This window comes from Streptomyces sp. NPDC001828 (genome assembly GCF_042892175.1).
Lineage (GTDB): Bacteria > Actinomycetota > Actinomycetes > Streptomycetales > Streptomycetaceae > Streptomyces.
This window is the reverse complement of the sequence record NZ_JBIATV010000006.1, coordinates 244,309-262,648: the sequence shown is the minus strand read 5'-3', so window position 1 is coordinate 262,648 and position 18,340 is coordinate 244,309. Positions and strand designations below refer to the sequence as shown.

Here is an 18,340-nt window from a genome sequence, read left to right as displayed (position 1 = left end):
CACATCATTGCACGCATCCCGGAAGCGGCAAATCGCTTGAGCCCTATTACCGTCTCTTTACACTTCCAGGGCAGGGGTCCCGGGATCCGAACAGGGGGGAGTGCCATGACGGTTGGACGCGAAACGGGCCGGGTGCGGGAGGTGCCCGCGCCGGACGGGCCCGGCCGGGAGGTCCCGGGACAGCGGGCGCGGCCGGTGGTGACCGAGGCGGTGCGGGATCTGCGCGGGAGGCCCGGGCGCACGCCGCCGGAGCTGCTCTTCGACGCGGGGGACGTCGTGGTGGTGTCGGGTCTGCCCGGCAGCGGCAAGACGACACTGATGCGCCGCACCGTCACCGACCGCCGCATCGACTCCCAGGACACCCGTCTCGCCTGGCAGCGCCGGCTCCCCGGCATCCCGTACGCGCTGTACCGCCCGCTCACCCGCACCGCGCACTTCGCCAGGACCTGGTGGGCCCTGCGCTCCGGGGACAGCCTCGTCGTGCACGACTGCGGTACGCAGGCCTGGGTGCGGCACTGGCTCGGCCGGGGCGCCCGGCGCCGCGGCCGCGCACTGCGCCTGGTCGTGCTCGACGTGCCGGCCGGCACCGCCCTGGAGGGCCAGGCAACCCGGGGACGTTGGGTGTCCAAGTACGCCTTCGCCCGGCATCGCGGCGCGGCTCGCCGCCTCATAGCCCAGGTGGAGGCCGGGCGGCTGCCCACCGGCTGCGCGAGCGCGGTCCTGCTCGACCGCGAGTCGGCCTCCGCGCTGCACCGCATCGGCTTCGCGCGGTAGCGCCCGGTGGCGCGCGCCGGGCCCGTTCCCGGCACCCTTTCACCCGTGCGCGTCGGCGGCGCTAGGGTCGTGGAGCACGACAGCAGTCGGGGGAGAAGGACGGCACATGAACTTTCCGGAGCAGGCGTTCGCGCATCCGCACGGCGGCGGAGGCTGGCCGGGCAACGAGCTCGAAGAGGTCCTCGCGGCGGCCCTCGGGCAGCCCGACGCGGGCCCCCGCCTCATAGAGGTGCTCGGCCGCAACCCCGTGTGGGTGCCGCTGCCCAACGGCGGCGGTCAGGGCAGCAGGGACCTCGACCTCCCCACCATGGAGCTCGACGGCGTCCCCTACGTACCGGTGTACAGCTCCGAGCAGCAGTTCCTCCAGTGCGTCGGCTCCCACATGTCGTTCGCGGTCGCCCCGGCCGTCGAGTTCGCCCGCGGGCTCCCGCCGCGGCTCGGCATCGTGGTCAACCCCGAGGGCGCGGTGGGCATGCCGCTGCCCCCGCCCGCCGTCGCCGAGCTGTGCCGCACCGGGCTCACCGCCCTCGACGGGCCCGCGTCCGGCGCGCGGGTGCGGCTCTTCGAGCCGGACTGGCAGGAGGACCCGGTCGACTTCCTGGCCGTCGCCGCCGAGGAGTTCGAGACGATCGGCGTGGTGCTCAGCGCCCGTCGCGCGCTCGCCTCCATCGAGGGCGAGCCGCCCACGCTCTTCATCGGCGTGGAGTTCGCCACCTGGGACGGCGCGGGACGCAACGCCCCCATGGAGGCGCTCGGCCGGGCGCTCGGCCGGGTCCCGGTCGGCTGGCCGGTCAATCTGGTCCTGCTCGACGTGACCCAGGATCCGGTCGCCATCTGGATGCGCGAGCGGGTACGGCCCTTCTACGCACGGGCCCAGTAACAGCCAACGGGTGCGTCGCGACAGCTCCCCGCCGGGCCATGGCGGTGTCTGTACGGCGGCTTAACCTGGTTTCATGACCCTTGCATCCCCGCAGCCGCACGCGTGTGCCCGGGGCTGCGGGGCGGCGCAGGCGTCGGCACGGTGGATCGAAGAGGGGCGGGACCCAGGGTGAGCGCGTCAGGCACCGCGGCGGCCGGGCAGGTCGAGCACATGCTGCGCCAGGTGACCCCCGGGCGCTACGACGTGTACGAGGCGCTGCTCCACGCCCTCGCGGACCCCGCCTCCGGCCAGGTCTGGATGCTCCTGTGGAACGGCCGGCCGGGCTCGCCGGACGCGCAGTACGGAAACATGGAGGTCGACGGCGTCTCCTACGCGCCCTGTGTGACCTCCGCGCAGGAGCTCTCCGCCAGCGGCTGGAACCGGGCGCACGAAGTGACCGGCGCCCTGGACGTCGCCCGGGCGCTCTACCCCGACCGCTACGGGATCTGGCTCAATCCGCACGCCCCCGGCGGCGGCGTCGGCGTCCCCTGGACGGATCTGCGCCGGATCGCCACCGGCCTCGACCGGATGCCCGCGGGGCCCCTGCGGCTTTCCGAACCGGCCGTGGAGATCCCCCAGTTCTACGCCCTGCTCGCCCAGCACGCGCACCGCACCCCGGCCGTGCGCTCGCTGCGCCGGGCCTGGGTGCAGCCCGCCCTCGGCACGCCGTACCTCGCGATCGGGCTCGACCTCTACGACACCAGCCCGCAGTCGGTCGACGCCGTGCGGGCGATGATGCAGCAGTCCATCCCGGCGGTGCCGGACGGCCTCGCCGTGTCCACGGTGGCGATGTCGGACGAGTACGACCCGGTCGGCATGTGGCTGAAAGCCAGCGCCCGGCCCTTCTACGACCGCGAGGCGCACGCCGCCCCGGCGCCCGGCGGGCCCGGCTACGGCTATCCGCCGGCCGCCCCGCGCCCGTACTGAGCCGCGTCCCGCCCGGGGAACCAACCGGGGCAGATCCCCTCAACTCCCCACGCACGTAAGGGGAATGTCCGTTCTGGTGGGGCGAAGGCCGCAATAGGCCCGCGCGTCGCTTGCGCCCCAACTTCCCCATGTCCGCCCCTGGTTCAGGCGCGTCCGCATAACGGAAACCCTCTTTCCGCATCACGTTTACGCATACATTCGCCGCCAGGTCTGGCGGGTGATCGCGACGCCATTGAAGACTCCCGGCATGCAGGGCCGTTCGGGCCCTTGTGCGAGCAGCTCGACCCGCTGCCCGGTGTCGCCCCCCGCTCGCACTGCTGATGGGAACGCGCCGCTACAGCGGCAAGTGCGGGCCGGTCACCGCCGGTTGAGAGGGGTCCTTGCCACGATGACGGCACCATTGCACGACACACCCGCCGAAGCGGACCCGACCGCGGACATCAGTGTCACGCCGAGCGGCGAGACCAGAGCGGTCGAGGGGCGTTCGCTGGGCCGCATCGCCTGGAACCGGCTGAAGAAGGACAAGCTCGCCCTCACCGGTGGCATCGTTGTCGTGTTCCTGGTCCTCGTCGCGATCTTCGCGCCGCTGATCGTCGACGCGTTCGGGCATCCCCCGGACGACTTCCACGAGGACCAGATCGACCCGCTGCTCTCCACCCCTATCGGCAGCTGGGGCGGCATCAACTCGCACTTCCTGCTGGGAGTTGAGCCGGTCAACGGCCGCGACGTGTTCAGCCGCATCGTCTACGGCGCGCGGATCTCGCTGCTCGTGGGCTTCCTCGCGGCTGTCTTCGCCGTCCTCGTCGGCACCGTCCTCGGCGTGATCGCCGGTTATTTCGGCGGCTGGCTCGACGCGATCATCAGCCGCGTGATGGACATGCTGCTCTCCTTCCCGCAGCTGCTCTTCATCATCGCGCTGATCTCCGTGGTGCCCACCCAGCTCTTCGGGCTCAGCGGCACCGGGGTCCGGCTGCTCGTGATGATCCTGGTGATCGGCTTCTTCGGGTGGCCGTACGTCGGACGCATCGTGCGCGGCCAGACGCTGTCGCTGCGCGAGCGCGAGTACGTCGAGGCGGCACGCAGCCTCGGCGCCGGACGCGGCTACATCCTGTTCCGGGAGCTGCTGCCCAACCTGATCGCGCCGATCACCGTCTACATGACACTGATGATCCCCACGAACATCCTCACCGAGGCGGCGCTCAGCTTCCTGGGAGCGGGCGTCAAGCCGCCCACGGCCTCTTGGGGACAGATGCTCTCGACCGCGATCGCGACCTACCAGTCCGATCCGATGTTCATGATCATCCCGGGTCTGGCGATCTTCATCACCGTGATGGCGTTCAACCTCTTCGGCGACGGCGTCCGCGACGCCTTCGACCCGAAGGGCACCCGCTGATGCGGGACTTCACAGACTCCGGCCCGGCGCACCGCACGGGCCGCGACACCCAAGACGCCCACTACGGAGGAAGCGAGATCGTGACAACCCTAGGTTCATCAAGGCGAAAGACGGTCGCCGGCGCCGCCATCGTCGTTGCGGCTCTGCTGTCCACCGCGGCCTGCGGCGGGGGCGGGGGCAACGACTCCAAGGGCAAGGCCCCCGGGTTCAACGCCGCCAACAGCAAGCTGGCGAACGCGTCGGCGAAGAAGGGCGGCGAGCTCAAGTTCGTCGGCACCCAGGACGCCGACTCCTGGGACCCGCAGCGCGGTTACTACGGCTTCATGTGGGACTACGCGCGCTACTACACGCGCACGCTGATCACCTACAAGCCCGCCCCGGGCAAGGAGAGCGAGACGCTCGTCCCGGACATCGCGACCGGGCTCGCGGACGTGTCGGCGGACAAGAAGACGTACACATACCACCTCAAGGACGGTGTCAAGTGGGAGGACGGCAAGCCCGTCACCTCCAAGGACATCAAGTACGGCATCGAGCGCATCTGGGCGCAGGACGTCATCTCCGGCGGCCCCGTCTACCTCAAGGACGTCCTCGACCCGACCGGTGAGTACAAGGGTCCCTACAAGGACACCTCCGCCGACAAGCTGGGTCTGAAGGCGATCGAGACGCCGGACGACAAGACCATCGTCTTCAAGCTGCCGGCGCCCAACGTCGACTTCCAGCAGATGCTGGCCATGCCCTCGGGCTCGCCGGTCCGCCAGGACAAGGACACCCAGTCGAAGTACGGCCTGAAGCCGTTCTCGCTCGGCCCGTACAAGTGGCAGTCCTACGAGCCCAACAAGTCCATGGTCCTGGTCCGCAACGACCAGTGGGACGCCAAGACGGACAACGTCCGCAAGGCCCTGCCGGACAAGATCAGCCTCACGCTGCTGACCAGCGCCGACGACATGGACAGCCGTCTGATCAACGGTGACTACGACGTCGACCTCAACGGCACCGGCCTCAGCCCGGCCGGCCGCACCAAGGCGCTCCAGACGGCCAAGGGCAACGTCGACAACCCGGACACCGGCTACATCCGTTACGCGGTCTTCCCGCAGACGGTGGCCCCGTTCGACAACGAGCACTGCCGCAAGGCCGTCATCTACGGCTCGGACCACAAGTCCCTGCAGACCGCCCGCGGCGGCCCGCAGGCCGGCGGTGACATCGCCACCAACATGCTGCCGCCCATCATCAGCGGCTCGGACCCGTCGTACGACCCGTACGGCGTGACCCAGAACGACGGTGCCGCGAACGCCGCCAAGGCCAAGGAAGAGCTCGCCGCCTGCGGCAAGCCGGGCGGCTTCTCGACCACCATCGCGGTCCGCAACAACAAGCCGGCCGAGGTCGCCACCGCCCAGTCGATGCAGGCCGCGCTCGCCAAGGTCAACATCAAGGCCGACATCGACCAGTACGACGGTTCGCAGACGACCGGCATCATCGGCAACCCCGAGGTCGTCAAGAAGAAGAACTACGGAATCATCATCATGGGCTGGGGCCCGGACTTCGCGTCCGGCCAGGGCTTCCTGCTCCCGCTGGTCGACTCCAAGTTCATCCTGTCGAACGGCAACAACAACTACTCGATGCTGAAGGACCCGGCGATCGACAAGCTCTTCGAGGACGCCATCGCGGCGGCCACCCCCGAAGAGGCGGCCGGCATCTACAAGCAGATCAACCAGAAGGTCTCCGAGCACGCCGTCTACCTGCCGTTCGTCTTCGAGAAGAACGTCAAGTGGCGCAGCTCCCGGCTCACGAACGTCTACACGACGACCAACAACAACGGTTTCTACGACTACGCCTCGCTCGGCGTCGAGAAGTGACCGTCGTCCAATCGCTCCGCCGGCGCACCCGCCGCTAGGCACGAAGGGCAGGTGAAGGCCGTCGCGTGACGGGTCGGGGGTACCGCAATCCGGTGCCCCCGGCCCGCCGCCGGGCCGAGAGCAGTGCTCGCATATCTCATCAGGCGGTTTTTCGCCGCCATCGTGATGCTGCTGATCGTCATGCTCGTGACGTTCGGCATCTTCTTCCTGATCCCCAAGTGGACGGGCGTCGACCCGGCCACGATGTACGTCGGCAAGCAGTCCGACGCCGCCGCGCTCGAAGCGGTCCGCGAGAAGCTGGGTCTCGGCGACCCGATCTTCGTGCAGCTCTTCGACTTCGTGAAGGGCATCCTGGCCGGCCGCGACTACACCGGCGGCGGCTCGACGATCCACTGCGACGCCCCGTGCTTCGGCTACTCGTTCCGCAACGAGCAGGCCATCTGGCCGGTGCTCAAGGAGCGCTTCCCGGTCACGCTGTCGCTGGTCATCGGCGCGGCCATCCTGTGGGTCATCTTCGGTGTGCTCACCGGCGTGGTCTCCGCCCTCAAGCGCGGCTCGCTGTGGGACCGCTTCTCGATGACCGTGGCCCTCGCGGGCGTCTCACTGCCGATCTACTTCACCGGTCTGCTCTCGCTGGCGATCTTCACGTACGGACTGCACTGGATCGACGGCCAGTACGTCTCCTTCAGCGATTCACCGGGCGGGTGGTTCAGCGGTCTGATCCTGCCCTGGATCACGCTCGCCTTCCTCCAGGCGGCGATGTACGCCCGGCTCACCCGAGCGACCATGCTCGAAGTGATGGGCGAGGACTACGTCAGAACCGCCCGGGCCAAGGGCCTGAGCGAATCCACCGTCATCGGCAAGCACGCCATGCGTTCCACCATGGCGCCGATCCTCACGGTGCTCGGCATGGACATCGGCGCCCTCATCGGCGGCGCGATCCTGACCGAGACCACCTACAGCATCCCGGGCCTCGGCCAGGCGGTGCTCCGCGCGATCGGTGAGCGCGACCTTCCGGTGATCCTCGGCGTCACGCTGATCACCTCGGCGGCGGTGATCTTCGCGAACCTCGTCGTGGACCTCCTGTACGCCGTGATCGACCCCCGAGTGAGGCTCGCATGACCGACCTGAACAAGACCGGCGCCGCGGTCGGCGAGCCGGTCGCGGGTGAGCGGCCCTCGGACGCCTTCCTCGACGTACGTGACCTGAAGGTGCACTTCCCGACCGACGACGGCCTGGTCAAGTCCGTCGACGGGCTCAGCTTCTCCCTGGAGAAGGGCAAGACCCTCGGCATCGTGGGCGAGTCCGGCTCCGGCAAGTCCGTCACCTCGATGGGCATCATGGGCCTGCACACGGCCGGCCAGTACGGCAAGCGCAAGGCGCAGATATCCGGCGAAATCTGGCTCAACGGCAAGGAGTTGCTCTCCGCCGACCCGGACGACGTACGCAAGCTGCGCGGCCGCGACATGGCCATGATCTTCCAGGACCCGCTGTCCGCGCTGCACCCGTACTTCACCATCGGCAAGCAGATCGTCGAGGCGTACCGGGTCCACCACGACGTCGACAAGAAGACCGCCCGCGCCCGGGCGATCGAGATGCTCGACCGGGTGGGCATCCCGCAGCCCGACAAGCGCGTGGACTCCTACCCGCACGAGTTCTCGGGCGGCATGCGCCAGCGCGCGATGATCGCGATGTCGCTGGTGAACAACCCCGACCTGCTGATCGCGGACGAGCCGACGACCGCCCTCGACGTCACCGTCCAGGCGCAGATCCTCGACCTGATCCGGGACCTGCAGAAGGAGTTCGGCTCCGCGGTCATCATCATCACCCACGACCTGGGCGTCGTCGCCGAGCTGGCCGACGACATCCTCGTGATGTACGGCGGCCGCTGTGTGGAGCGCGGCCCCGCCGAAAAGGTCTTCTACGAGCCCCGCCACCCCTACACCTGGGGCCTGCTCGGCTCGATGCCGCGCATCGACCGGGAGGAGACCGAGCGCCTCATCCCGGTGAAGGGCTCCCCGCCGTCCCTGATCAACATCCCGTCCGGCTGCGCCTTCAACCCGCGCTGCCCGTACGCCGATGTGCCCAAGGACAACATCACCAGGACCGTACGCCCCGAGCTGAGCGACGGCGGGAGCGGCCACTGGGCCGCCTGCCACATGACGCCGGACGAGCGGGAGCGCATCTGGACCGAAGAGATTGCGCCCAAGCTGTGAGCGAGGACAAAGGCGTGACGGACAACGACGTGACGATTCCCGCCCAGGGCAAGGCCAAGGGCGCGGCCGGGAAGAGCGTGCTCAACAAGGCCGCCGCCCCCGGCGAGGTCCTGCTCAAGGTCAGCGGTCTGCAGAAGCACTTCCCGATCCGCAGCGGGCTGCTCAAGCGGCAGACCGGTTCGGTCAAGGCCGTCGACGGCATCGACTTCGACGTCCGCTCCGGCGAGACGCTCGGCGTGGTCGGCGAGTCCGGCTGCGGCAAGTCGACGATGGGCCGGCTCATCACCCGGCTGCTCGAACCGACCGGCGGCAGCGTCGAGTTCGAGGGCCGTGACATCACCCACCTCGGGGTGCGCGGCATGCGGCCGATGCGCCGCGATGTGCAGATGATCTTCCAGGACCCGTACTCCTCGCTGAACCCGAGGCACACGGTGGGCGGCATCATCTCCGCCCCCTTCAAGCTGCAGGGCGTCAACCCCGAGGGCGGGATCAAGAAGGAGGTCCAGCGCCTCCTGGAGGTCGTGGGTCTCAACCCCGAGCACTACAACCGCTATCCGCACGAGTTCTCCGGCGGCCAGCGCCAGCGCATCGGCATCGCCCGCGCGCTCGCGCTCAACCCGAAGCTGGTCGTCGCGGACGAGCCGGTCTCGGCGCTCGACGTGTCGATCCAGGCGCAGGTGGTCAACCTGCTCGACGACCTCCAGCAGGAGCTCGGCCTGACGTACGTGATCATCGCGCACGACCTGTCGGTCATCCGGCACGTGTCGGACCGGATCGCGGTCATGTACCTCGGCAAGATCGTGGAGTTGGCCGACCGCAAGTCGCTGTACGCGGCGCCGATGCACCCGTACACGAAGGCCCTGATGTCCGCGGTGCCGGTGCCGGATCCCAAGCGGCGCGGGGTGAAGAGCGAGCGGATCCTGCTCAAGGGCGATGTCCCCTCGCCGATCTCGCCGCCGAGCGGCTGCCGGTTCCACACCCGGTGCTGGAAGGCGACCGAGATCTGCACGACGCGGGAGCCGGTGCTCGTCGAGCTGAAGCCGGGCCAGCGCGTCGCCTGCCACCACCCGGAGAACGCGCCGGACCAGGCGCCGGGCGAGGCGGTCCTGCCGGAGGCCAGGGAGTCGGTCGAGGTCGTGACGATCGGCGAGACGGTGACGGCGGAGCCGGAGGCGACTGAGGCGACGGAGGTCACCGAGCCGGCGACCGCGACCGAGCCGGCTGGGACGTCCGCCGAGCCGGCCGGGGCGTCCGCCGAGCCGGCCGCGGCTGCGGACGGAGAGGGCGGATCCGGACCGGAGGACGCCGCTCAGGAGTCAACCGACAAGTAGGGCATGACAGTTCGGCAAAGTCATGTTCATGCCGAAGCGGGAGAGTGCAGAGTCTGCGTGTCCGTAACAACGGCATGCGTTCGAAGGGCAGACTCATATGGCACTCTCCCGTTCGGCACGTCGCACCTCCCGCTGGCTCTCCCTCGCCACCGCGGTGGCCGCCGGGTTCACCATCGCCGCCGCGCCGGCCGCCTCACCGGGCGCCCCCGGCATCGGAGACACGTACTTCCCCGAGCTGGGCAACGGCGGCTTCGACGCCCTCCATTACGACCTGGGGGTCAGCTACAACCCCGATTCGGGGCGCCTGGACGGGCGTACCACCGTGACGGCGCGCGCCACCCAGAACCTCTCCCGCTTCGACCTCGACCTGCAGAAGCTGACCGTCGACTCGATCCGGGTGAACGGCAAGCCGGCCGACTTCAACAGAGTCGATGACGAGATCGTCATCACGCCGCGCCACCGCATCGGCAGGGGCGAGGAGTTCGAGGTCACCGTCGTCTACGGCGGGGTGCCGCAGCCACTGAACGGACCCATCGTCTTCGGCTCCGACTACGGGTGGATGAAGACCAAGGACGGCGTCTTCGTGGCCTGCGAGCCCAACGCCGCCTCCACCTGGTTCCCCTCCAGCGACCACCCCTCCGACAAGGCGACGTACGACATCCGCATCGACGCCCCCAAGGGCCTCACCGGTGTCTCCAACGGCCGCCTGGTGGAGTCCCACGACCGCGGCAACCGCTCGTACTACCACTGGCGCGAGTCCAAGCCGATGGCGACCTATCTGGCCACCGCCTCCATAGGCAAGTTCGACGTGAAGACGGGCCGGACGCCCGGCGGCACCCCCATCTACGTCGCCATCGACCCGGTGCTCGCCAACCAGAACAAGGTCGATGTGTACGCGGTGACCGCCGAGGCCACCGACTACTGGTCCAAGCTCTTCGGCCCCTACCCCTTCGAGGTGACCGGCGCGGTCGTCGACGACATGCCGCAGGCCGGGTTCTCCCTGGAGACCCAGTCCAAGCCGAGCTACTCGGCAGTGCGCAGCGAGTCGACGATCGTCCACGAGCTCGCCCACCAGTGGTTCGGCGACTCCGTCTCGGTCGCCCACTGGGACGACATCTGGCTCAACGAGGGTTTCGCGACGTACGCCCAGTGGCTCTGGGCCGAGCACCGCGGCACCAAGAGCGCGCACGACTCCTTCCTCGCCGCCTACAACTCGATCCCGGCCGACGACGACTTCTGGAAGATCGAGGTCGCCGACCCCCAGCGCGACACGATGTTCTCCGACGCGGTCTACCAGCGCGGCGCGATGATGCTCCAGGAACTCCGCGAGAACATCGGTGACCAGGCCTTCTTCAAGCTGCTCCCGGCCTGGACCAAGGCGCACCGCTACCACAACGCCGACACCGAGGACTTCATCAAGCTGGCCGAGAAGGTGTCCGGCAAGTCGCTCGACGGCCTGTTCCAGAAGTGGGTCCACGACACGGGCAAGCCCGCGCTCTGAGCCCGGGGTGTGCCGGGTGGCACCCCGCGATGAGTAAAAATGCGGGGTGCTTCACTCACTGTTCAGTCCCTCCGTCCAGCACGCGCTGGACCTCGTCGGAATCTTCGTCTTCGCGATCTCCGGCGCCCTGCTCGCCGTGCGCAAGAACTTCGACGTGTTCGGCATCGCGGTGCTCGCCGAGGTCACCGCGCTGGGCGGAGGGCTGTTCCGCGACCTCATCATCGGGGCCGTACCGCCTGCGGCCTTCACGGACCTGGGGTACTTCGTGACCCCGCTGCTCGCCTCGGTGCTCGTCTTCTTCCTGCACCCCGAGGTCGAGCGCACCCAGACCGCGGTCAACGTCTTCGACGCGGCGGGGCTCGGCCTGTTCTGCGTCACCGGCACCACCAAGGCCTACGACTACGGGCTCGGGCTCACCTCGTCGGCGGCGCTGGGTCTCGCGACGGCGGTGGGCGGCGGTGTGCTGCGCGACGTCCTCGCCAACGAGGTTCCCTCGCTGCTGCGTTGGGACCGCGATCTGTACGCGGTGCCCGCGATCGTCGGGTCCACGATGATCGTGCTCTTCATCCGCTTCGACGTGCTCACCGCCGGGACCAGCGGCCTCGCGGTGGTCACCGCGTTCCTGCTGCGGATCGCCGCCCTGAAGTACCACTGGCGGGCCCCGCGCGCCTGGAACCGGCGCAGTTCGACGCTGGAGGAGGCGTGAGGGTTGTGGGGGAGCGCGGGGCCGCAGAAAAAGCTACCGCTCAGTAATTTATCGGTGTACGGTGCTGCCCATGGCACAGGCATCGTCACCGGTACTCCCCGCCGCGATCGGGGACAGCGAGTTCGACCGCGACACCGCGGTCTCCCTGCGGGAAGCGGGGGTCTATGACGCGGATCTCTCGGCGGGCTGGACCATCATCCACGCCGTCAACGGCGGCTATCTGCTGGCCCTGCTGGGCCGCGCGCTCGGCGACGCGCTGCCGCACCCGGACCCGTTCACGGTCTCGGCGCACTACCTCACGCCGTCCGTGCCCGGGCCCGCCGTCATCCGCACCCAGGTGGTACGCGCCGGCCGCACGCTCTCCACCGGGCAGGCCTCGCTCTTCCAGTACGACGAGAACGGCGCGGAGGTCGAACGCATCCGGGTCCTCGCCTCGTACGGGGACCTCGACGCGCTCAGCGACGAGGTGCGCACCACGGCCGAGCCGCCCGCGATGCCGCCGCTCTCGCACTGCATCGGCGCGGCGGACGCCCCCGACGGCAGCCGTCCGCCGATCCCCGGCAGCTCCGCCATCACCGACCGGCTGATGCTCAAGCTCGACCCGACGACGCTGGGCTGGGCCGTGGGGGCGCCGTCCGGGAAGGGCGAGATGCGGGCGTGGTTCGGGCTCGCGGACGGGCGCGACGCGGATCCGCTCTCGCTGCTGCTCACGGTGGACGCGCTGCCGCCGACCTCCTTCGAGCTGGGCCTCAAGGGCTGGACGCCCACGGTCGAGCTGACCACGCACATCCGGTGCCGGCCGGCGCCCGGGCCCCTCCGGGTGTCCATCACCACGCGGAACCTGGCGGGGGGTTTCCTGGAGGAGGACGCGGAGGTCTGGGACTCGGCGGACCGCCTGGTGGCCCAGTCCCGTCAGCTGGCGCGGGCGCCGCGGGGCTGAGTCTGGGTGGGGTTGCCCACCCGCCCGCCCGTTGCCCGGGGTTGGTTGGTTCCGGGCCTCCTGGGGCTCCGCCCCAGACCCCGTATCGCGCCTCAAGGGCGCTCGTCCTCAATTGCCGGACGGGCTGAAGATGCCCCAGCACCCGGTACCGCCAAGGGGCGCGGGGAACTGCGCGACCAGCCACGCACGGTCCGCAGCCGACGCGCTGTTCCCCCGGAGGGTCTCGGGAAGGGGCGGGGTGGGGGAAAGCCCGGGGGCGCGGGGAACCGCGCGACCGGCCACGCGCGGCCTGCGGATGGCGGCGGGGGCGGAGCCCGCAGGGGGTTAGTCCAGCCAGTGGTGGCGGCCCAGGGTCACCAGGCGCAGCTGGGCCCTGGCCGTGGCCAGGACCGATTCCTCGGAGCCCTCGTCGCCCTCCAGCAGCGCCGACGCCGTCATCACCATGTGGTCGACGTACACCCCGGCCAGCATCCGCAGATCCTCCCGCGTCCAGCCCGCCGACTCGGGATCCGCCCCGAGCGCCTCCGCCACCTCGTCCGCGAAGCGGCGCAGCTGCACGCCGATCGCCTCGCGCACCGGGGCGACCCCGCCGTGCCGCTCGCGGGCGATGAAGCGGACGTGCGCGGGATGCGTCCGCACCTGCGCGGCGATCAGCGCCACCGCCCGGTCGATCCGCTCCTCGCTCGCCCCCGTCGTCACGATCGCCGCGCGAATCGTGTCGTGGAGCGAGCCGAGCGCCTGCTCGACCAGTGCCACCCCGAGGTCGGCCGTGTCCGTGAAGTGCCGGTAGAACGCGGCCGGAGCCACCCCCACGGCCCGCGTGACCTCGCGCAGGCCCAGGCTGCTCAGACTCTGGTGCTCGAGCAGCTGGAGCGCCGAGTCCATGAGGGCCTGCCGCGTCTTCTGCTTCTGGGCCTGCCTGATCCCGAGAGTGTGGCTCATACCACTCAGTAAACATGTGTTCGCCGAAGTTGGGAAGACTAGACTCAGCAGTCAGTGAACAGTCGTACTCCCAAGTCTGGTTGACGAAGGCGTCCGACCGTTGACGCCGTCCTCCTTCCCGGAAGACCCCGCAAAACCCCGGAAGACCGCAAGCCGACTCAGAAAGGGATCCCATGCTTTTCCTCGTCGCCGCCCTCCTCCTGCTGGGGGTCGTGCTGGGCTCAGCGGCGCACCTCCCGCTCCCGGTCACCCTGGCCATCGCCGGTGTCATCGGCGTCTGGCTGCTCGTCTTCGCCGCCCGTGAACGCCTCTCGCACCGGAAGGGCTGACCATGGAACTCGCAGTGATCCGCCGCCGCACCCGCAACCGTGACCGGGACGGCATGGCCGTCGCGGCCTTCGTCCTCGGGCTGGTCGGGCTGCTCGTCATGAATGTCGTCCTCGGCCCCATCGCCATCGTGCTGTCCTCGCTCTCCCTGCTCTACGGCACCGAGCGCCGCGGCCGGGCCCTGCTCGGGCTCGCCCTGGGCGTGGCCGACCTCGCGGTCCTGGCCGGCCTGATGATGGCCGACCACACCGTGTCCTGGGGCCTCAACGGCTGAGCCCCATCCCGGTCCTGGCCGGAACTGCGGCACGGCTCGCCCCGCGCGGCTCGTAGAATCGGGCCCACCATGGCTTACCTCGACCACGCCGCGACCACTCCGATGCTCCCGGAGGCGGTCCAGGCGATGACCGCCCAGCTGACCGCCACCGGCAACGCGTCCTCGTTGCACGCCGCCGGCCGGCGGGCCCGCCGCACCGCCGAGGAGGCCCGCGAGGACCTCGCCGCATCGCTCGGCGCGCGCCCCAGCGAGGTCGTCTTCACGGCCGGCGGCACCGAGGCCGACAACCTCGCCGTCAAGGGCCTGTACTGGGCCCGCCGGGACGCCGACCCGCGCCGCGTCCGCGTCCTCGCCAGCCCCGTCGAGCACCACGCCGTGCTCGACGCGGTGCACTGGCTCGCCGAGCACGAGGGCGCCACCGTCGAGTACCTGCCCGTCGACGCGTACGGCAGGGTGCACCCCCAGGTCCTGCGCGACGCCATCGAGCGCGACCCCGGCAGTGTCGCCCTGGCCACCGTCATGTGGGCCAACAACGAGATCGGCACCGTCATGCCGGTGGCCGAACTCGCCGCCGTGGCGCGGGAGTTCGAAGTCCCGCTGCATGCCGACGCGGTGCAGGCCTTCGGTCAGCTCGACGTGGACTTCGCCGCGTCCGGCCTCGCCGCGATGACCGTGTCCGGGCACAAGATCGGCGGCCCGTACGGCATCGGCGCCCTGCTGCTCGGCCGCGAGTACACCCCCGTCCCCGTGCTGCACGGCGGCGGTCAGGAGCGGCACGTACGCTCCGGCACCCTCGACGTTCCCGCCATCGCCGCGTTCGCGGTCGCCGGGCGGCTCGCCGCCGAACGGCGCGGCGCGTTCGCCCGCGAGACCGGCGGACTGCGCGACCGGCTCGTGGAGGCCGTGCGCAAGGCCGTACCCGACGCCATCCTCGGCGGCGACCCCGACCCGGCCGGCCGGCTGCCCGCCAACGCCCACTTCACGTTCCCCGGCTGTGAAGGCGACTCCCTCCTGCTGCTGCTCGACGCGCAGGGCATCGAGTGCTCCACCGGCTCCGCCTGCACCGCGGGCGTCGCCCAGCCGAGCCACGTCCTGCTCGCCACCGGCACCGATCCCGATCTGGCCCGTGGCACCCTGCGCTTCTCGCTCGGCCATACCTCCACCGCGGCCGACGTGGAAGCGGTCGCCGGAGCCATCGGCCCCGCGGTCGAGCGGGCCCGTACGGCGGGGCTCGTCTGAGGCCGGGCCGGCGCCCCGCCCGGGACCCGGCTCAGGCCCGGCCGGCCGCCCCGACCAGCTTGATGTAGCGCGGCCAGTCCCAGTGCGGGCCGGGGTCGGTGTGATCGGTGCCGGGCACCTCCACGTGCCCGACGATGTGCGTCCGGTCCACGGTTATTCGATAGCGGGCGCAGATCGCCGCCGTGAGCCGCGCCGACGAGGCGTACATGGCGTCCGTGAAGGACGAGGCCTCCTCCACGAAGCCCTCGTGCTCTATGCCGACACTGCGCTCGTTGTACTTCCGGTTGCCCGCGTGGAAGGCCACGTCCAGCTCCCGTACGGTCTGCGCTATGTGTCCGTCCCTGCGGACCACATAGTGCGCCGCCGCCTTGTTCTCCGGGTCCTGGAACGTCCTGAGGGCGCTGTCGAAACTGCCCTGCACCACATGGATCACCACCCGGTCCACCGCGTAGTCGTCCGGCCGGTCCGCCAGCCGCCAGTTCGGCTGGGCCGCAGCCACCCACTGCGCGCCCGCGTAGTCCAGCTCCCCGGCCTTGCGCGGCTTGTGCGGGCGCGCGTGCGGCCTGTTGAGATATCCGATCGTGCCGAACGCCACCACCGCGCCCCCGATCAGCAGCCCTCTGCGGCTGGTCGCCATACGCCCCGCCCCCGTCGTTCCCCGTACCGCTCCCCGTGGGGTCCCACCGCGACCCGTGGGCCGGTGGGCTCCCGGATCTGACCCCTCTGAGATCCACAACGGATACTCCCGCGCCCCGGGTTCCCGATCCCACGTACCCTTACGAGTGCTATGACTCAGACTTCGCCGCAGCCCTCGCCGATGACCTCCCCGCGTCCCCTGCGCGTCCTCGCCGCCATGTCCGGCGGGGTGGACTCCGCCGTCGCCGCCGCCCGGGCCGCCGAGGCGGGACACGACGTCACCGGTGTGCACCTGGCGCTCTCCGCGAACCCCCAGTCCTTCCGCACCGGGGCCCGCGGCTGTTGCACCATCGAGGACTCCCGGGACGCCCGCCGCGCCGCGGACGTCATCGGCATCCCCTTCTACGTCTGGGACCTGGCGGAACGCTTCCGCGAGGACGTCGTCGAGGACTTCATCGCCGAGTACGAGGCGGGCCGCACCCCCAACCCGTGCCTGCGCTGCAACGAGAAGATCAAGTTCGCGGCGCTGCTCGACAAGGCGCTCGCGCTCGGCTTCGACGCCGTGTGCACCGGCCACTACGCGACCGTCGTCCTGAACGAGGACGGCAGCCGCGAGCTGCACCGCGCGTCCGACATGGCCAAGGACCAGTCCTACGTCCTCGGCGTGCTCGACGAGCGCCAGCTCGCCCACGCGATGTTCCCGCTCGGTGACACCCTCACCACCAAGGACGAGATCCGCGCCGAGGCCGAGCGCCGGGGTCTCGCGGTCGCCAAGAAGCCCGACAGCCACGACATCTGCTTCATCGCCGACGGCGACACGCAGGGCTTCCTCGCGAACCGCCTCGGCAAGGCGGAGGGCGACATCGTCGACGAGTCCGGCGCGAAGATCGGCAGCCACGAGGGCGCGTTCGGCTTCACCATCGGCCAGCGCAAGGGCCTGCGCATCGGCCACCCCGCCGCCGACGGCAAGCCCCGCTACGTCCTGGACATCTCCCCGGTGAACAACACGGTGACCGTCGGCCCCGTCGAGGCCCTCGACGTCACCGCCCTCGGCGCGATCAAGCCCCGCTGGTGCGGCACCGCGCCGGCCGGACCCGGCACCTACACCGCGCAGCTGCGCGCCCACGGCGGCGAGACCGAGGTGAGCGCGGAACTGGTCGACGGCGTCCTGAACGTGACGTTCGCCGAGCCGGTCCGCGGTGTCGCCCCCGGCCAGGCGATCGTCCTGTACGACGGCACGCGCGTGGTGGGTTCCGCGACGATCGCGACGACCGAGCGGGCCGCCGCGAGAGTCTAGCTCCGAGAAGCGGGGCGGTTACTCGGCGACCCGCAGCACGATCTTGCCCCGGGTGCGTCCGCGCTCGCCGTACGCGTGCGCCTTCGCGGCGTCGGACAGGTCGAAGACCGAGTCGATCTCGGCGCGCAGCCGGCCCTCCTCGACCAGCGCCGCGATCGTCCGCATGCCCGCCTGGTCCGGCTCGACCAGGGTGAAGCCCGCACGGACGCCCAGCGCGGCCGCCTCCGGGCGCAGCGCGTCCTCGTCCGGGGACGAGATCGAGACCAGGGTGCCGCCGTGGCGCAGCACCTTCAGGGAGCGGCTGCCGTACTCGCCGCCGATGGGGTCGAGGACGACGTCCACGTCCCGCACGGCCTCGGTGAAGTCCACCGCCGTGTAGTCGATCAGCGCGTCCACGCCGAGCCCGCGCAGGAAGTCGTGCTTGCCGGCGCTGGCCGTGCCGATGACGTACGCGCCGTGCGCCTTGGCGATCTGCGTGGCGAGGTGGCCGACGCCGCCCGCCGCCGCGTGGATCAACACCCGCTGCCCGGCGGTCAGTCGGGCCGTCTCGATGAGCGCCTGGTACGCGGTGAGCGAGGCCAGGGGCAGCGCCGCGGCCTGGATGTGGTCGATCCCGGCGGGCTTGCGGACGAAGTGCCGGGCGGGGGCGGCCACGTACTCGGCGTAGGCGCCGGCCTGGTGCGGGAAGAGCGGCATGCCGAAGACCTCGTCGCCGACCTCGTACAGGGTGACGCCGAGGCCCACCGCCTCCACCGTGCCGGAGACGTCGAAGCCGAGAACCGGCGGCGTGGTCTCCCGGCCGAAGGGGCCGTGCTCGCGGATCTTCCAGTCGGCGGGGTTGACGCCGGCGGCGTGCACACGCACCAGGACCTCGGTCGGGCCCGGCTCGGGGCGCTCGGTCTCGATCTCGGCGAGTACCTCGGGGCCGCCGAGCCGGGGAGCGCTGATGGCACGCATGGTCTGAGACATGTCTGATCCTTTGAGGGGTGTTTTCGCTGGTGGGAGCCGCCAACGGAGACCAGCCTGCACCCGGGGCGCCTCAAGCGGTGCTGGCCGTTTGGCCAT

The 18,340-nt window shown here is 70.5% G+C and carries 18 protein-coding genes; 15 read left to right on the top strand and 3 right to left on the bottom strand.

Features of this window, described 5'->3' with window-relative positions; genetic code table 11:
• The first annotated feature begins 105 nt into the window (after positions 1–105).
• The 11 genes from ACFYZA_RS19625 to ACFYZA_RS19575 all read left to right on the top strand — a co-directional run bounded on the left by ACFYZA_RS19625 (position 106) and on the right by ACFYZA_RS19575 (position 12,560).
• Positions 106–774 carry an AAA family ATPase gene (locus ACFYZA_RS19625; protein ID WP_382592347.1) on the top strand — a complete coding sequence of 223 codons (669 nt, stop codon included), beginning with the start codon at positions 106–108 and terminating at the stop codon, positions 772–774.
• 106 nt (positions 775–880) lie between these two features.
• Positions 881–1,654 carry an enhanced serine sensitivity protein SseB gene (locus tag ACFYZA_RS19620; RefSeq protein ID WP_382592350.1) on the top strand — a complete coding sequence of 258 codons (774 nt, stop codon included), beginning with the start codon at positions 881–883 and terminating at the stop codon, positions 1,652–1,654.
• A 168-nt stretch (positions 1,655–1,822) separates the two neighbouring features.
• A complete protein-coding gene (locus tag ACFYZA_RS19615) occupies positions 1,823–2,620 on the top strand; it encodes an enhanced serine sensitivity protein SseB C-terminal domain-containing protein (RefSeq protein ID WP_388491866.1) in 798 nt (265 codons plus the stop codon).
• A 388-nt stretch (positions 2,621–3,008) separates the two neighbouring features.
• Positions 3,009–4,013: an ABC transporter permease gene (locus ACFYZA_RS19610; RefSeq protein WP_382592357.1), complete on the top strand. Its 1,005-nt coding sequence runs from the start codon at positions 3,009–3,011 to the stop codon at positions 4,011–4,013.
• 80 nt (positions 4,014–4,093) lie between these two features.
• Positions 4,094–5,866 (top strand): ABC transporter substrate-binding protein, encoded by a 1,773-nt coding sequence (locus ACFYZA_RS19605; RefSeq protein WP_382592359.1) that lies wholly within the window; start codon positions 4,094–4,096, stop codon positions 5,864–5,866.
• A 123-nt stretch (positions 5,867–5,989) separates the two neighbouring features.
• Positions 5,990–6,988 carry an ABC transporter permease gene (locus tag ACFYZA_RS19600; RefSeq protein ID WP_388491863.1) on the top strand — a complete coding sequence of 333 codons (999 nt, stop codon included), beginning with the start codon at positions 5,990–5,992 and terminating at the stop codon, positions 6,986–6,988.
• On the top strand, positions 6,985–8,082 hold the full coding sequence (locus ACFYZA_RS19595; RefSeq protein ID WP_382592364.1) for an ABC transporter ATP-binding protein: 1,098 nt from the start codon (positions 6,985–6,987) through the stop codon (positions 8,080–8,082). Before ACFYZA_RS19600 ends, ACFYZA_RS19595 begins: the two co-directional genes overlap by 4 nt.
• Positions 8,083–8,111: 29 nt before the next feature.
• Positions 8,112–9,413, top strand: coding sequence for an ABC transporter ATP-binding protein (locus ACFYZA_RS19590; RefSeq protein ID WP_388491991.1), 1,302 nt, complete (start codon positions 8,112–8,114; stop codon positions 9,411–9,413).
• Positions 9,414–9,510: 97 nt separating this feature from the next.
• Complete coding sequence (locus tag ACFYZA_RS19585; RefSeq protein WP_388491860.1) at positions 9,511–10,914, top strand: M1 family metallopeptidase; 1,404 nt, start codon at positions 9,511–9,513, stop codon at positions 10,912–10,914.
• A gap of 46 nt (positions 10,915–10,960) precedes the next feature.
• The gene (locus tag ACFYZA_RS19580) at positions 10,961–11,620 is read left to right on the top strand and encodes a trimeric intracellular cation channel family protein (RefSeq protein WP_382592369.1); all 660 of its coding nucleotides are present in this window, start codon (positions 10,961–10,963) and stop codon (positions 11,618–11,620) included.
• Between the two features lie 70 nt (positions 11,621–11,690).
• The gene (locus tag ACFYZA_RS19575) at positions 11,691–12,560 is read left to right on the top strand and encodes a thioesterase family protein (RefSeq protein ID WP_388491858.1); all 870 of its coding nucleotides are present in this window, start codon (positions 11,691–11,693) and stop codon (positions 12,558–12,560) included.
• Between the two features lie 324 nt (positions 12,561–12,884).
• Here ACFYZA_RS19575 and ACFYZA_RS19570 read toward each other — a convergent pair whose 3' ends face one another.
• Entirely contained in the window at positions 12,885–13,502 is a 618-nt protein-coding gene (locus tag ACFYZA_RS19570) for a TetR family transcriptional regulator (protein ID WP_382592375.1), read from the bottom strand.
• A gap of 173 nt (positions 13,503–13,675) precedes the next feature.
• Here ACFYZA_RS19570 and ACFYZA_RS19565 point away from each other — a divergent pair, with 173 nt between their 5' ends.
• The 3 genes from ACFYZA_RS19565 (at position 13,676) to ACFYZA_RS19555 (ending at position 15,342) form a co-directional block, all read left to right on the top strand.
• The gene (locus ACFYZA_RS19565; protein ID WP_382592378.1) at positions 13,676–13,831 is read left to right on the top strand and encodes a hypothetical protein; all 156 of its coding nucleotides are present in this window, start codon (positions 13,676–13,678) and stop codon (positions 13,829–13,831) included.
• 2 nt (positions 13,832–13,833) lie between these two features.
• Positions 13,834–14,103: a DUF4190 domain-containing protein gene (locus tag ACFYZA_RS19560; RefSeq protein WP_382592381.1), complete on the top strand. Its 270-nt coding sequence runs from the start codon at positions 13,834–13,836 to the stop codon at positions 14,101–14,103.
• Positions 14,104–14,172: 69 nt separating this feature from the next.
• Entirely contained in the window at positions 14,173–15,342 is a 1,170-nt protein-coding gene (locus tag ACFYZA_RS19555) for a cysteine desulfurase family protein (RefSeq protein WP_388491855.1), read from the top strand.
• A gap of 31 nt (positions 15,343–15,373) precedes the next feature.
• On the opposite strand, the gene ACFYZA_RS19550 is transcribed toward ACFYZA_RS19555, so the two are convergent.
• Positions 15,374–15,979: an N-acetylmuramoyl-L-alanine amidase gene (locus ACFYZA_RS19550; RefSeq protein ID WP_382592387.1), complete on the bottom strand. Its 606-nt coding sequence runs from the start codon at positions 15,977–15,979 to the stop codon at positions 15,374–15,376.
• 150 nt (positions 15,980–16,129) lie between these two features.
• Between ACFYZA_RS19550 and mnmA the strand changes: the two genes are divergently transcribed.
• Positions 16,130–17,275, top strand: coding sequence for a tRNA 2-thiouridine(34) synthase MnmA (mnmA, locus tag ACFYZA_RS19545; RefSeq protein ID WP_388491852.1), 1,146 nt, complete (start codon positions 16,130–16,132; stop codon positions 17,273–17,275).
• A gap of 18 nt (positions 17,276–17,293) precedes the next feature.
• Here mnmA and ACFYZA_RS19540 read toward each other — a convergent pair whose 3' ends face one another.
• A complete protein-coding gene (locus ACFYZA_RS19540) occupies positions 17,294–18,244 on the bottom strand; it encodes an NADP-dependent oxidoreductase (RefSeq protein ID WP_388491850.1) in 951 nt (316 codons plus the stop codon).
• Positions 18,245–18,340 lie beyond the last annotated feature (96 nt).